This window comes from Vibrio sp. St2, from assembly GCF_947311885.1.
Lineage (GTDB): Bacteria > Pseudomonadota > Gammaproteobacteria > Enterobacterales > Vibrionaceae > Vibrio > Vibrio coralliilyticus.
In genome coordinates this window covers 372540-388093 of record NZ_CAMZNA010000002.1, presented here as the reverse complement: position 1 = coordinate 388093, position 15554 = coordinate 372540, and the positions used below count along the sequence as shown (strand labels likewise).

The window sequence follows — 15554 nt, the reverse complement described above, 5'->3', positions numbered from 1 at the left end:
GATTGTTAAGGTGAGGTTAGGGGAAGGTCACAATCCGATATTTGGAGTGATTGAATCGTTTGCTATTTATTGTTTTGTTATTTACTTTATCGTCAACTGTTCTATACCAAAGTACTCTCATGAAAAACATTTTCACTATAGCAGCGTTAAGCGCTGCATTGTCTGTTCCGTTTGCAGCAATTGCCAAACCGGTTGAATTTCAAAACATCCCTGAAATCATGAACAAATTTGAGTCTGCGGATTTGTACGTGAAAAAATCCGCAACATTGGGCCGTTTGCCTGAGGCATCAGAGCTGGGAAGCGATTTCCCTACCTACGTCTCAGATGGTAAAGACGGTTATAGCCTTGAAACGCGCAACGTGATGACGGACAGCGTGGTGATAGCCAGTATGCCAGAGCCGATTGTGGGTGAAGTCTATAATCAGTGGTTAGTGCCAAAAGAAACTTGGCAGAAAACCTACGGAAAGCTGCCAACGTCGACAGAATTTAAGCCGTTCAAGCGAATTAAAACCATCAAAGCCATCAAGATTGATGACGAGATGCTGAAATTACTCGGCAGTGAAGATGGCAAAACCGCCATTATCAAAGTGAGCTGGGATGAGCATGGAATGAAAGTCTACAAAGATGGTTATCTTGCTGATTACGAATACGGTATTGCTCCTCAGGAAATGCAGGAAAACTACGAATTAGCCAAGTAATATTAAAGGTTTACCAATAAAAAAGGTCTGGTATTCACCAGACCTTTGTCATTTCAGCGGAAACTACAGCATCCACATTCTTGCTGTGCGTGCCGGAATGTTAAACGTATGGTTACGTGAACTCACGACAGTTGTATCTCCCGTTAGCGTATCTTTGTACGAAACGTTCCAATTGAACTCGTGTTGGTACGTATCCACAGTAACGGATTTCGCATCGCCACACTTGTTGATGCCGACTACGCCTTCCTTACCACGTTTGAAGACCAGCGTGCACTGGTCGCTGTGTAAGACGGTCATTGATTTACCCTGCATCGAGTTGTGGAACTTGAGCATGTTAATCATAGTGGCGTCTTTCCAGACGTCAGCCCAGCGACCATTATCTCTATCTTCGCTATCTGGTAGCTCATCACTATAGACAAGTGGCGTACCACCGTCTTTACCCAAAACGTATGCGTAAGCTAGCTGCTCATCCTTAGGATCCATGATTTGATAACGGAAGCCATCATTGGTTGGAATGTCATGAGTCACGGTGAAGGTAATGGCGCGTGAGTTTTCTAACGCTTGACCGTAGGCTTGAGGATCATGAAGTTGGTTTAATCCGCCACCGAAAGAGAAAGCGCCGCGAATAGAAGCGAACAAAGGGAAATCGTAAGCAGCGTGATTGGTATTGTTCAGGTAAGGGGCCAAAAAGGCTTCATAGCCACTATCGCCCTTACCACCACTGGTAATGACTTCGCCAAATACATGCATTCCAGACGTAATGTCTGATGTGAAAATCTGGTCGATCTGGTACTGACTCATGTGTTTGACAGCATCGATGCGGAAGCCTTTAATTCCCATCGACTTAAGTGCCTGAAGGTATTTCTTCTGCTGTGACACCACCCAATTGTTTGGATCCAAATCTGGTAATCCGGTATCGCCATTATCACCACAAAGTCGCCAGTACTGAACGTGACCTGGGTCGTTCCAGTTGGTGATACAACCGGCAGGGTGGAAATCATTGCCAGAGAACAGGTTCTGACTCAAGTCGCCAAACAATGTCTGGTTGGCGTAATAACTTGAGCGTGCAGAGTAGTCGTTAAGCACTTCAGTACCAGGGTAATTCAGGTCGCTACGCTTTGACGCTTCGTTGGCCATATGATTCAGAACGACATCGGCATAAACGTCTACACCTTGCGCTTTAAGTGCAGCAATCATCGCTTCTAAATCTTGCTTATTGCCCAGAGGAGAATCGATAACACGAAAATCCTGAGGCTGATAGCGTGCCCACCATTGGGTGCCACTAGATTTCATAGCGGGTGAAATCAGAACCTTTTTGAATCCGTTCGCAGCGATTTGCTGGGCGTTATTCGTTACATCCGAATATTTCCAGTTGAATGCATGCAGGATTGCATCGGCATAAGTGACTTGCGGTACGCTGAGCGCAGCGGTGGCAGCGAGTAAAGTTGTTATTTTTTTCATAGGGTGTTTCTCGTTATTGATATTCAGGCTAATGATATTTTTATGGCTTGCTATTAGTAGTGCTCGAAATAGAAGACTGAATTACGGTCACATTCTGTAGGGGTCCAATTTATAAAATTTCTAGTAGAGTAGAACTTTGCAGGGATTAAGGTTGTTTTTTGAACGAATTGTTCGAAAGTTGTACAAAATGTCAGCTCGAGCACTTTTTTATAACGTTGACGAAACCGTCATTTATTATTTGTTGAGTTAAGGTGGCCATTGAACGACGTAAGCTTACGCAGACTCCAGCTACTGCTTATAAAATATGAGGCAGGGAAAACATATCATCTGTCGATCGATGAACTGGAGATAGCATTATCAACTTCGAGAAGAAACACTTCTAATATTCTGAAAAGCTTGTCTGAGATAGGTTGGATCAGTTGGCTTCCCTCTAAGGGAAGAGGAAAGCTCAGTCAGTTTAAGATCTTGCATAATCTGCAGGGAGCACTAGAGCAAATCTTTTATAAAGAGCTAGAACAAGGGCGCTTTTCTTGTATTTCTCGCTTGATGGAGCTTTATGGGCACCTTGCAGTAAAAGCCATGGCTGAAGCAACAGCAACTCGTGCGAGTGCCAATGAGCGTTGCGATAGCTTGCTAATCACTGAATATCCATGGGTAGACACACTGGAACCAGCCAAGACGTACCGTATCGCTGAAATGCAGGTAATCCGCAGCATTTATAGTACTTTGTTGGTGCAAGATGAATCAGGACGTATTCAAGCGGGACTGGCGCATTGTTGGAAAGTGGAAGGACGTTTTATTCATTTGTGGCTGCGTCAGGGGATAGTTTGCCATGACGGGGAAAATTTAGAAGCCACTGATGTTGCTGAATGTCTTAACAAGCTCAAGGTTACCGATGGACCGGTGAAGTATCTCTTTGAGCAGGTCGTTGAAATACGCATCCTTGGTGCAGGGCAAGTAACTATTGAGCTCCAGCAACCTAATGCTTTGTTTTTGCATGTTTTATGTTTGGTTCATGCTTCGATTTATCGCCTCAAATCAGCGTATTTCTCAAGTGGTCTAAGTACCTATATAGGAAGTGGTCCTTTCTATCTGAAGGATTGGGATCGAGAGCGCTTGGTATTAAAACGACATCGTAATTACTATGCGCAATCTGCCTTACTAGATAAGATCACCTTGTCGTCTTCTTCAGAGCTGAGTGACTTTAGCATCAGTTTCAATAAGGATGGAGATTGCGAGGAGAGTACTATCAATGCCTTATCTTACCTTGCCATCAACACAAGGCCTGATGCAGGAATCAGCCGAAACGACCTCCTTGAACTTGTTGAGTACTTACGTCGTTGCCGAGCTAATTTGGACTCAGAAACTGTTGTTAATGATATAGGTTTTGCGCCTTGCTTTGACAGTGCTTCTGATGACGCTCCACCGCGCTTAAGTGGACACTTAGTACTGACCATGCCTCGTCTGACGATTCCTTGTCTGCAAAAGATCGCTGGGTGGATACAAAGTACAATTCTAGAAACCGGACTAACCCTTGAAATTCTCGAGTTAGAGGATATCAGTAATCCAAGTTCAGTCAGCGGTCATGCCGATATTCTATTTATTGAAGAAGTCATAGAGCAGCCTGAAGAGTTTGGATTGTATGACTGGCTTCTTGCTAGCTCCGGCCTGAAATTCATTTATGATCAAACAGAAATGGATGTTCATTATGAGCAAGTGAAGCACGCAATGAGCGATATTTTGTACGTCTACTCATTGCGGAAAGTTGAGCAGGCTTTGTATGACAATAACCTGCTTTTGCCTCTGTTCCATGGCAAAGAAAAGATTTCACGTAGCCTTGAAGTTCATGGTGTTGAAACGAATAAATCTGGACTGAGTGAGTTCTATAAGCTTTGGATTGATAAGGGAAAACAATAAGTTAATATCACTTTTTTGATAATGGATGGTTAATAAAACATGCATGGTTTTCGTTAAACCCTTTCATGTTTTATGCCTATCAAAGCCTATACCATCGGCACGTGTTACCAATGATTACACATCAGGATGCACTTGCTCTGTGCGGTGCAGTTTTACCCATAGGAAATATGTGTCAGGGCTTATTATCATGACTTCCAAAATTATAACTATCGCGACTGTTTCTACACTTTTGACAGCCTGTGGAGGTGGTGACGGAGGAGCAACCTCGTCATCCACTTCACCCTCCTCTCTTCAATCTAAATCAATTCAAGGTGTCGCTATTGATGGCTACATCTCAGGTGCGACTGCATTTCTTGATCTGAACTACAACGGTGAGCTTGATAGCGGTGAACCAAAGAGTATTACCGATGCCAATGGTCGATATAAGCTTACTCTATCCGGAGATAATGCAGATTGTGTTGATTACGTGCCAATCGTGGTCGATGTACCTGTTGGTGCCATTGATGCTGACGATCCAAACAATCCGATTGAAGAACCGTATCAGTTGTTCTTTCCTCCAGTAAAGATGACGACTTCAGGTTCTGAAGTTAGATCAACGACTCCATTGACTTCCATGCTTTGGAACGAGATGAAGCTAAAACTAGATGTAGAAGATAATGCTATGAGTAGTTGTGCAGACCTAAAACTTGCGATTCAGTTGCAAGGCATTACAGACAATAGCATTCAGGAATTAGAAAACGGTGTAGCGAGCCGGAATAACGTTAGTGTAAAGCAACTGTATAGCGACTTCATAAAAGAAGATGACAGTGAAGTAAAAGCGCTTACACAGAAACTAATGCCAGTAATTAAGCAGTCTTATCGTGAATCAAAAATGTTAAGACAAGAGAACCCTGCAGCCGAAGAAGCTTACGTTAGTTACATTGTGCGCAGTGAAGAGGATACCAATGGTGAGCAGAACGACCAATGGTACAAAGTTCAAGTGACAAAGAGTGATTCAAAGGTAGAAACAAGAGCATATGAAGTAACGAGCGAGCTTGTTGACCCTAAATTGCTTGAGCATCTTGTGACATATACAGCCGAGAATAGTGATCTGTCTTATACGAGAGAGTACGGCCTGCGTCGAGAAACTCAGGGCAATCAAGAGTCTATCGAGAATCTTTCCTTTAATTGTTCAATTAAAGAAACCATTGAGGAATCTCATTGGATCGATGCAAATTTATGGCTTACTTATGTTGTAACCAATCAATCTGGTACTGAGAAAGAATCCGAGATGGATGATTGTCTCAAAAATGATTTTGCTCGAGATGATTATGAGCAAAACATAGAAGTGATGGCGATTAACAGCAGTCAGGATCAAGGGACAGTCATTACTGGGCACCGTTTTACTTTTGACCAAGATACGACGCCTTATGATCAATGGGCCGACTTGAATCGTAATTTGGATAATGTTGGTGGAAACTTGCTGGGAAGTTTTTCTCATATAGATATCGATTTTGGTGAAGAGCAGGGTTACGGTTCGTTATCTTGGGTGAGATCGAAAGCTGAGTTTAGTCAGGATGAGTCGCCGCAAGTTTTAACCATCAAGTACTCAGACGGTACCTGGTTTAAGGAAACTGACTACGATGATGGCAATACAGTCTATGAGTGTTCAGAAAGTGGCTCTGGTCAATGGAATGTATGTGGGTATCAGCTTGCCTTTACCAATAAATATAAGGTCCTTAACGATACCAGGCTTCCGGTGTTTAAGGCTTTAGCAGCGTCTTGGCAGCAATGAGTCACTCAAAATTGTGGGTTAAGTGAGAAAGTAGGCTATTTGAATGAAAAAACATGCACTATTTTCCTCCATTTCTTACATGTTTTTCCAAGTGCATAGCCGTTAGTATTCTCAATGCGTTAACCACTGCTATAACGCTACGCGCCATTAAATCCTTAGTGGCGCGTTTTTGCCTTTCACTTTTCATCGGAAATTTTGCAATGAATCTTAAACTTCTTGCTGTTGTCCCCTTCTCTATAGGCATAGTCGCATGCGGGGGAGGCGGCGACGGTGGCTCATCTAGCTCTAGCGCTTCATCACAAACACGAAGTCTTCAAGGTGTGGCTATTGATGGATACATCTCTGGAGCGACGGCGTTCCTAGATATCAACTACAACGGTCAGTTAGATTCTGGCGAGCCGAGTGCTGTGACTAATTCTGAGGGCAGCTATCGCTTATCCTTGTCTGGTAGCAACTCTGATTGTATTGATTACGCGCCTATTGTCGTAAATGTCCCTGTCGGTGCGATTGATGCAGATGCTCCTAATACGCCTATCAGTAAACCGTATCAGCTTGTTTTTCCTCCAGCGATGACACTGAGTTCTGAGCATGAGATAAAATCCACAACTCCTCTAACGACGGTATTGTGGAATCAAATTCAGGAAGATCTGCATGAAAGCGGTATCACCAGTTGTACGGCGTTGAGATCAGCTGTTAACACCCAAGAAAAGGTTATTCAAAATGTGAAGGAGCACGATCATCGTATTGCGGCCCGTTACAACATCGCAGTAGATAAAATTTACGGCGATTTCATTAAGGATGATAACAAAGAGCTGTACGAATTAGCTCAGAAGATGATGCCCGCGATTAGACAGTCGTACAGTGATACCAAAGCACTTCAACTGGAGAACTCAGGGGTTCATCAAGCCTACATAGATTACTACTGGAAGTACTGGGACGAAGATACAAAGCAAAAAGTCGATAAGTGGTATAAGGTCAAAACGGTCCTCACTGAAACTAAGCTGGTACACACAGAATATGAAGTGTTAGAAGACTTAAAGACCGAAGTGCTATTAACCCGCCATACAGAGCGAAATACGAAAAAGAAAGCAGGGTTTGATTACACTAAGAATGCTTCATTATGGATCAACGAAGATAACGCCAGCTACAGCTGTTATATCACGGAGTCAATTGAGCAGCTTGTTCAACCCAACTCTCTGAAAACTTACCGTGTCAGTAACAGCTCAAGCACGCAAGAACTGGATTGGGATAGCTGCAAAAACAATAATGTGGGAAGTAATTTCACCCAATCTTTGGAAGTGACAGTCGTTAATAATTATCGTGATGGTATGTTACGTGCCCAGCATATTTTTAGTTATCATCCCGATCCTAAATATCCAGAATGGGTAAACATTGAACAGAAGATCGATAGTTTTAGCCGTAGTACATTGGATCAACTAAGTTATATATCCTCAGATTTCAATGACGACTCAGATTACGGGGCACATACATGGGTGAGATCCAAGTCTTCTCAAGTGGCTGTAACACCTTATAAATTCGACGGTATCTCAATTTCAAGAAATGCTATTGGTGATTGGTGGAAGAATACTTATTACCACAATGGTACATCTTCGTTGGAATGTTCCTTGGACAAAGGTAAGACTTGGTCAAAGTGTAAATGAGTGTTGTCTTTAGAGATTGAGCCCCTTAATGGGGCTCTTCTTTAACTGGATAGTGAGTATTTGTAGTAAACCAAAGAGAGAATGTTTAGTAGACTGTGTCCCTAATTACAAAATCATAAAGGGAAATCAGAATGAGTCAGCAGAAAGTCGCGTTTATTGGCCTAGGTGTGATGGGCTATCCGATGGCGGGCTACTTAAGTAAAGCCGGATATTCTACTAAAGTGTTTAACCGCACTAAAACTAAAGCAGACAAATGGGCTGAGGAATACCAAGGTATTGCGTGTGAGACGCCTAAACAAGCGGCTCAGGATTGTGATGTTGTGTTTGTTTGTGTGGGTAATGATGACGACGTACGCAGTGTTATTTACGGTGAAGATGGCGTTCTTGCTGGATTGAAGGTAGGTGCCGTGCTAGTGGACCATACGACAACGTCCGCTGAGTTAGCGGTTGAATTGGCGGCTGCATCAAAAGAAAACGGCAATCAGTTTATTGATGCGCCTGTTTCTGGTGGTCAAGCGGGTGCGGAAAACGGCGTGCTGACCATTATGTGTGGTGGTGACCAAGCGGTGTTCGAACAAATCTCACCAGTGATGGATGTGTACGCTAAACAAATGACGTTGCTGGGAGAAAATGGTCAGGGTCAACGCTGTAAAATGGTTAACCAAATCTGTATTGGCGGTATTCTCCAAGGGCTTAGCGAAGCGTTGCTACTCGCTCAAAAATCTGGTTTGGATGTAGAACAAGTGGTTGAAACCCTCAAACATGGTGCAGCGGGTTCATGGCAAATGGAAAATCGTGCCGTGACAATGTCACAAGATAAGTTTGATTTTGGTTTTGCCATTGATTGGATGCGTAAAGACTTAGGGTTCTGCCTAAAAGAAGCGGAACGAGTCGGACTTGATTTACCGTTAACGAAGAAGGTCGATGAGCAATACGCTGAGCTACAACAAGATGGCTACGGACGTATGGATACTTCTGTATTGATGAAAGCGGTGGCGAAAAAACAATAAGCGCTGAATAAAACAATACGCCGATGCGTGCAGGTTAGCGATCGGCGTATGGATTTCAGTACTGACTCAAGCGGGTTGCTCAGTATCAGTAGAAGATGAACAGCTCTTTGGTGTCAAATAACTTAAAGAATTCGAATCCTTTCATAGCCAACTCTCCTCATTTGTAACATCTAAGGTTAATGGATTGGTGCAGCTGTATATGCGCTTCTTTTCTTAACTGCTGTTACATACTTAAAACTAGTGCAACCTACAGTTTTTTGCCAAATTGTTGATGAGTTAAACATCTGTCCAGATCGATTCCCTGTTACCCCACGGACTCACAAAAACCGTGGGGCGTCGGTGCAAGTTACTGTTTCAAATCGAAGCGGTCAGCATTCATTACTTTGGTCCAAGCGGCTACGAAGTCGCAGACGAATTTCTCTTTGTTATCATCCTGAGCGTAGACTTCAGCGTAAGCGCGTAGGATGGAGTTAGATCCAAACACAAGGTCGACTCGGGTTGCTGTCCATTTTTCGTCACCGCTGCTGCGTTCGACAATAGAGTAGGAGTTACGCCCTGTTGGTTTCCATGTGTATCGCATGTCTGTCAGGTTGACGAAGAAATCGTTCGTCAGCGCACCAACATTATCTGTGAATACACCGTGGCGAGAGCCAGAGTGGTTGGTCCCAAGAACACGCATACCACCAATTAGAACCGTCATTTCTGGTGCTGTTAAACCCAATAATTGTGCATGGTCTAGCATCAATTCTTCAGGACTTACTGCGTAATGCTGCTTCTGCCAGTTTCGGAATCCGTCAGCGACAGGCTCTAACACATCAAATGAATCGACATCCGTCTGCGCAGCACTTGCATCACCACGTCCCGGAGCAAAAGGAACGGAGATGTCTACACCAGCGGCGCGCGCTGCTTGCTCAATGCCAACGTTACCTGCAAGAACTATGGTATCGGCAACACTCACCCCTGACTCAGAGGCGATACCTTCTAGTACCGAAAGTACTTTAGCGAGCTTTTCAGGTTCGTTACCTTGCCACTGATTTTGCGGCGAAAGACGGATACGAGCACCATTCGCGCCACCACGTTTGTCTGAGTTACGATAGGTACGAGCACTGTCCCAAGCGGTTGAAACCATATCGCTAACGCTTAAACCACTTGCGGCGATTTTAGCTTTGACCGCTTCAACATCGTAATTGCTTTGACCAGCAGGGACAGGGTCTTGCCAAGTTAGCTCTTCAGCTGGAACATCTGGGCCGAAGTAGCGGGACTTTGGCCCCATATCGCGGTGAGTCAGCTTAAACCACGCACGAGCGAAGGTGTCGGAGAAGTAAGCAGGATCGTTGTAGAAGCGCTCTGAGATCTTGCGGTATTCAGGATCAATCTTCAGCGCCATATCGGCATCCGTCATGATCGGGTTGTGACGAATACTTGAATCTTCGACATCAACAGGTTTGTCTTCCTCTTTGATGTTGTCTGGTTCCCACTGCCATGCACCTGCAGGACTCTTTTGCAAAGACCAGTCATAGCTGAACAGAAGATGGAAGAAGCCGTTATCCCATTGAGTTGGGTGGGTTGTCCATGCACCTTCTAATCCACTGGTCACGGTGTCACGGCCAATACCGCGAGAGGTGTGGTTGTTCCAACCAAGACCTTGTTCGTCTAGCTCTGCGCGCTCAGGTTCAGCACCGAGTTTAGCAGCGTCACCGTTACCGTGTGCCTTACCAACCGTGTGGCCGCCAGCAGTCAATGCGACGGTTTCTTCGTCGTTCATTCCCATACGTTCAAAAGTGACACGCATGTCCTGAGCCGTTTTCAATGGGTCTGGTTTGCCATCGACACCTTCAGGGTTGACGTAGATTAAGCCCATCATGACAGCGGCAAGCGGGTTTTCTAAGTCACGCTCACCCGAATAGCGACTGTTTTCACCACCGCTTTCTGCTAGCCATTCTGTTTCTGCACCCCAGTAGATGTCTTTTTCTGGATGCCAGATGTCTTCACGACCAAATGCAAAGCCGAAGGTTTTCAGACCCATAGATTCATAAGCCATGTTGCCAGCAAGGATCATCAGATCAGCCCAACTGATTTTATTGCCATATTTCTGTTTAATAGGCCAAAGCAAGCGACGAGCCTTGTCCAAGTTCGCATTATCAGGCCAGGAATTGAGTGGAGCAAAGCGTTGGTTACCGGTATCTGCACCACCGCGCCCATCGCCTGTACGATAAGAGCCTGCAGAGTGCCATGCCATACGAATCATTAAGCCACCGTAATGGCCCCAGTCTGCCGGCCACCAGTCCTGACTATCAGTCATCAGTGCTTTAACATCATTTTTTAGTGCTTCAACGTCGAGCTTTTTAAGTTCTTCACGATAGTTAAAGTCCAGGCCCATTGGATTCGATTTCTGGTCATGCTGATGCAAGATGTCGAGGTTGAGCGCGTTTGGCCACCAAGCTACGTTAGATGAGTCTGAAGAAGTTGCACCGCCATGCATGACAGGACATTTACCGCCAGTATTCACGTTTTTGTGTTCCATGATTTGCTCCTTTAGTGTCGCTTATTCACGGTCGCCACTTTGATTTTTCTTATGTCGGTGGCAATCGAATTATTCGTTATTTGCTTAAAGCCAAAGACGACTTCCATTGGCAAAGCGTCTGATTGAATGTCCGTCATTGGACTGACTTTCTAGCATTGAGAATAGATGGCGAGTGGATTTTTATAAAACTGGTTGTAGCTATGTTATTGATAGATGTTTTCTATCTCATGGGATATCGATGGCGTAAGAGGAAAAAATAACAGGGGAATTTTTAAAGGGGAAGCAGGGCTACCATCTCAGAATGGTAACCCTGTACAGGAGTGGTTAACCGAACTTGATCTCAAGCTGTTCGGCGGTCTTCCAGCTGTCGTGGCTCGCAAGTTGTGAGGCATACCGGGCAATATTGGTGTAGCGCTCAAGCAAGCCAAAGTTAGTTAGAATATCAACAATGAATGACATCATAATATCAGCACCAGTGAGTTTATCGGCGACTAGGTAACGCTTACCTTCCAAACGATGGTCGACATAACTCATGACCTTATGCAGCTCTACCTCGGCATAATCCGGAAGAAAGTTCATTTGAGCGCCATCTTTGGACACGAATATTTTTAGCAATAACGGCAGGGCAGCAGAGCTTTCTGCAAAGTGCAGCCATTGTAGGTAGTCGAGATGGTCATCAGAGCCTTTGGCTGGCGCAAGCTTTTCTGACGCATACTTGTCGATAAGATATTCAGTGATTGCGCCAGACTCCGTAATGACGCGCCCGTCTTCTTCAATCACCGGAGATTTACCCAGAGGGTGGATAGATTTAAGCTCTGGTGGTGCGAGAAAGGTCACGCTGTCGCGGTGATAGGGCACGATGTCATAATCGATACTCAGCTCTTCTAACAACCAGATAATACGCTTGGAGCGAGATTGATTAAGATGATGCAGTTTAATCATGTTGACCTCCGATTACAGTGGGCTATTGGTTTTTACAACCAGCTTGCCAAAGTTCTTACCTTCAAGCAGGCCGATAAATGCTTCTGGTGCCTTGTCAAAACCTTCCACCAAATGCTCGCGATAGTGAATTTTGCCTTCCGCAAGCCACTGGCTCATATCGGTTGCAAACTCTTCATAGCGGTGAGCGTAATCATCAAAGATGATAAAGCCCTGCATTTTGATTCGCTTGATCAGCAGTTGAGCCATCAACATCGACATTCTGTCAGGGCCTTCAGGAAGAGACGTTGCATTGTATTGGGAAATCAAGCCACACAGTGGAATTCGAGCGCCTGTGTTCAGAAGCGGCATCACAGCGTCAAAAACTTTACCGCCAACGTTTTCGAAGTAGACGTCGATGCCTTTATCACACGCTTTGGCTAACTGATCTGCAAAATCTTCTGCTTTGTGATCGATACATTCATCAAAGCCGAGCTGTTCTTTAGCATAACGACACTTTTCCTCACCACCGGCAACACCAATAACACGGCAACCTTTGAGTTTACCGATCTGTCCGACCATCGAGCCTACCGCGCCTGTTGCGGCTGCAACTACCAAGGTATCGCCAGCTTTAGGTTGGCCGATATCCAGCAAGCCCATGTAAGCGGTGAAGCCTGGCATACCCATTACACCCAGTGCATAGGAAGGGTGAGTTGGGTTCATGCCCATTTTAATCAAGCCTTCACCACCTGAAATGCCATAATCTTGCCAACCAGTGAAAGCCAATACCCATTCGCCCACTTGGTAATCTGGATGATTCGAAACTTCAACCTGACATACTGTGCCGCCGACCATTACATCGTCGATAGCAACAGGGTCTGCATAGGATTTCGCATCGTTCATGCGGCCACGCATGTATGGATCGAGCGACAGATAGACGCTTCGTAGCAGCAATTCACCTTGAGCAGGCGTCGGTTTCTCCGCTTCTTCTAAACGGAAGTTTTCGGTAACAGGAGCCCCTACAGGGCGTGAAGCAAGGACAATGCGTCGGTTTACGTTGTTAGTCATTGTGTTTCCTATTATTAGACCAGTCGTCTAGTTGTAATTTCAAAAAATTCCCGTTGGTGTAGCCAAACGGGAATAGGTAACTTAAGCGCTAAGTAGAGACTGAGTGGTCTCTAAGCTACGTTCAAGATGTGATTGATCCTGAACCAGTTTATTTAGGAGGCTTGCGCCAAGCCATTGTTGGTATAGCTGGGTCGCGACTTGCTGCGCATCCAATACCTTTATCGAACCGTCTTCGATACCGGATTCTATGCACTGAGCAATGGAATCAATGACTTGTCCCGCACCGCTTGCAAGTGTGATTCGCATCGGTTCAGACAAGTCAGAAACCTCGGCACTGAGCTTAACCACTAGGCAACGGTTGGCATTACAGACGCCATTTTCTACGTCTAACCAGCGAGAGAAGTACCCCATTAAACGTTGGTTGCCAGTACCTTCATCAGCATTAAAAATCGCATTGATGCGAGCTAGGTAGCTTCTGAAATAGTCTTCAATAAGTGCTTCACCAAATTGCTCTTTGGATTTGAAATAGTGGTAAAAGGAACCTTTTGGCACATCGGCAGTTTTAAGCAATTCAGATAAGCCGACGGCGGTGAAACCTTTGTTCACTACTAATTCGTAACCCACATTGAGAATATGTTGGCGAGTGTCGTTTGTTTTTTCATTCATGGAGCGGACTATAGATTAAATTAGACCAGTCGTCTAGTGGTTATTGATCCTTATAAAACATGAACGATCGATGGAGTGGGAAATAGCGCTTGCTCCTGTGAGAGGAGCAAGCAGAGTAAGTAAGATGAAGCCCTAGAGTTTCAGTGGTAGCACGTCTCTGCTTTCAGAATGAGCGCCAGTCTCTAGCTGTTTAAGATATTCTTTTGATTGAGTATGTACCGCTTGGCTCCGCCCGTTGTCTTTGGCCTGATAAAGGGCAGTATCAGCCGCTTTAATGAGTTCGGTGGTAGAGGTATTTAAATCCGGGAAGGTCGTTACCCCAATTGAGACACCAAGCTGACCTAGAGATAAGCCTTTCATGTCTAAGTGCAAATCTCTGACAGAGTCGACAATCTGATTCGCTAGCTCCATCGATTCGCTGATGGAGCAATTAGGGCTTATCACCGCCAGTTCTTCACCACCAAGACGACAGGCAACATGTTCGTCGCCAATTTCGCGTTTCAGCAAGTTTGCGACTTCCTTGAGAACATAATCTCCCGCGTCATGGCCGAAGTTATCATTAAAACGTTTGAAATGATCTAAATCCAACATCAGCAAGGACATTGGGCAATCATCTTGAGAGGCTTTCGCCCATTCTTTTTCGAATATCTCCTCAAAGTAACGGCGATTGAAGAGCCCCGTTAACGGATCGCGCATCGCCTGCGAGCGGAGTTTCTCTTGAAGGCTCAAGTTAGCTAATGCCAATCCGAGATGCTCAGCAATCGTGAAGGCGAGTTGTTTGATGTCTTCGGATATTTCTTCAGATTGTTCATCAAAATAGAGATGGAACATGCCGACAGTATTACCATGAGCGGTTAGCGGAACGCACAACGTGAGCCCTTCAATGGAAGAACTACTCATATGGGTGCAAGAGAGGTTATGGTGTTTTTCTTTCGATAGGTGGTATTTACCTTTGCGTAATGCCCAGCAGTCATTGGGGGCGTAGAGTTTACTCGCGGGCCATTCTCCTCCCCAGTCGAGTTTAACTTCGAGTTGATTGCGTGAGTCACGCATGATGGAAACACAACCGTTCACTTTGCCTAGCACTCTTGGAATGATGTCTGCGACGACAACTTGTGCCTCTTTGACGCTGTTACAAGCGGCGAGCATATTTGCAAGTTGGTGGAGTAGCTCGATCTCCTGAGTACTTTTTTGAATACGGTACTCCTGTTGATCTCTTTCTTCTTTAACAAGCTTGTAGATTTTTCGGTTACTCAACCAGGTTAAGAGAATCAAAATGGCCAGCGAAAATGCCATTAGCGCGTGTTCAATTAATTTGAGGTCGGCGGACATGGCATAAAGCGAAGTCATTGGCATCGCGAGTCTGAGAACATAAGTTGAGTCGTGGCCATGGTCGTCTTCAGGAAGTTCAAGCTTCTTAGCGACATAAAGTAACTCTTGGTTTAAGGACTGGCTAAATCGTTTCGATAAACCAGTTTCACCGGACAGAGCCGCGATTATCTCGGGTCTGCTACTGTGATCTTCCAACTGGGAAATCTCCCTGTTGGTAAGCTGTGAGTCTCCCAACACGGCTCCCGAGCTGTGTATGATGGTAAATCTTTGTTCAAAGCTGGATTGCGAAAGGTTATCGAGGAAGTCGTCTATTTCAGGCTGGCTCATGTCATAGAGGTCGAGCTCTTTTTCTTGAATCTGATGCGAGACGTCGTCAAGCAGATTAGACATGTAGTTACTGACGATATCAGTTACCCAATTGTCTAGGGTTTTGTCGTAATAGTAACCACCGACTACCATAGAAAGAGCAAGGGCGAGAATTGGGAAATATTGAAAACGACTTAAAGAAGAGCGAACCATAGAATC

General features: G+C 44.9%; 12 protein-coding genes. 5 read left to right on the top strand and 7 right to left on the bottom strand.

Annotated features, from left to right (window positions below):
- Positions 1 to 119: 119 nt before the first annotated feature.
- A complete protein-coding gene (locus tag QMA41_RS08225; RefSeq protein ID WP_281629348.1) occupies positions 120 to 698 on the top strand; it encodes a hypothetical protein in 579 nt (192 codons plus the stop codon).
- A 63-nt stretch (positions 699 to 761) separates the two neighbouring features.
- On the opposite strand, the gene QMA41_RS08220 is transcribed toward QMA41_RS08225, so the two are convergent.
- Positions 762 to 2159 (bottom strand): alpha-amylase family protein, encoded by a 1398-nt coding sequence (locus QMA41_RS08220; protein WP_281629347.1) that lies wholly within the window; start codon positions 2157 to 2159, stop codon positions 762 to 764.
- A 258-nt stretch (positions 2160 to 2417) separates the two neighbouring features.
- On the opposite strand from QMA41_RS08220, the gene QMA41_RS08215 reads away from it, so the two are divergent.
- From QMA41_RS08215 to QMA41_RS08200, 4 genes are all read left to right on the top strand, one after another.
- Positions 2418 to 4076, top strand: a complete 1659-nt coding sequence (locus tag QMA41_RS08215) for an ABC transporter substrate-binding protein (protein WP_281629346.1) — start codon at positions 2418 to 2420, stop codon at positions 4074 to 4076.
- Positions 4077 to 4263: 187 nt separating this feature from the next.
- A complete protein-coding gene (locus QMA41_RS08210; RefSeq protein WP_281629345.1) occupies positions 4264 to 5850 on the top strand; it encodes a hypothetical protein in 1587 nt (528 codons plus the stop codon).
- Positions 5851 to 6050: 200 nt separating this feature from the next.
- Positions 6051 to 7511 (top strand): hypothetical protein, encoded by a 1461-nt coding sequence (locus QMA41_RS08205; protein WP_019275279.1) that lies wholly within the window; start codon positions 6051 to 6053, stop codon positions 7509 to 7511.
- Positions 7512 to 7642: 131 nt separating this feature from the next.
- On the top strand, positions 7643 to 8521 hold the full coding sequence (locus tag QMA41_RS08200) for an NAD(P)-dependent oxidoreductase (RefSeq protein WP_064486512.1): 879 nt from the start codon (positions 7643 to 7645) through the stop codon (positions 8519 to 8521).
- A 346-nt stretch (positions 8522 to 8867) separates the two neighbouring features.
- Here QMA41_RS08200 and katG read toward each other — a convergent pair whose 3' ends face one another.
- The 6 genes from katG to QMA41_RS08170 form a co-directional block, all read right to left on the bottom strand.
- A complete protein-coding gene (gene katG, locus QMA41_RS08195) occupies positions 8868 to 11045 on the bottom strand; it encodes a catalase/peroxidase HPI (protein WP_281629344.1) in 2178 nt (725 codons plus the stop codon).
- Between the two features lie 11 nt (positions 11046 to 11056).
- Entirely contained in the window at positions 11057 to 11182 is a 126-nt protein-coding gene (locus tag QMA41_RS08190; RefSeq protein WP_269148055.1) for a hypothetical protein, read from the bottom strand.
- A gap of 187 nt (positions 11183 to 11369) precedes the next feature.
- Positions 11370 to 11987, bottom strand: a complete 618-nt coding sequence (locus QMA41_RS08185) for a glutathione S-transferase (RefSeq protein WP_281629343.1) — start codon at positions 11985 to 11987, stop codon at positions 11370 to 11372.
- Between the two features lie 12 nt (positions 11988 to 11999).
- The gene (locus tag QMA41_RS08180) at positions 12000 to 13031 is read right to left on the bottom strand and encodes an NADP-dependent oxidoreductase (protein ID WP_277685267.1); all 1032 of its coding nucleotides are present in this window, start codon (positions 13029 to 13031) and stop codon (positions 12000 to 12002) included.
- Between the two features lie 81 nt (positions 13032 to 13112).
- Positions 13113 to 13697, bottom strand: coding sequence for a TetR/AcrR family transcriptional regulator (locus tag QMA41_RS08175; RefSeq protein ID WP_019275285.1), 585 nt, complete (start codon positions 13695 to 13697; stop codon positions 13113 to 13115).
- 132 nt (positions 13698 to 13829) lie between these two features.
- Entirely contained in the window at positions 13830 to 15548 is a 1719-nt protein-coding gene (locus QMA41_RS08170) for a diguanylate cyclase (RefSeq protein ID WP_172856159.1), read from the bottom strand.
- Positions 15549 to 15554 lie beyond the last annotated feature (6 nt).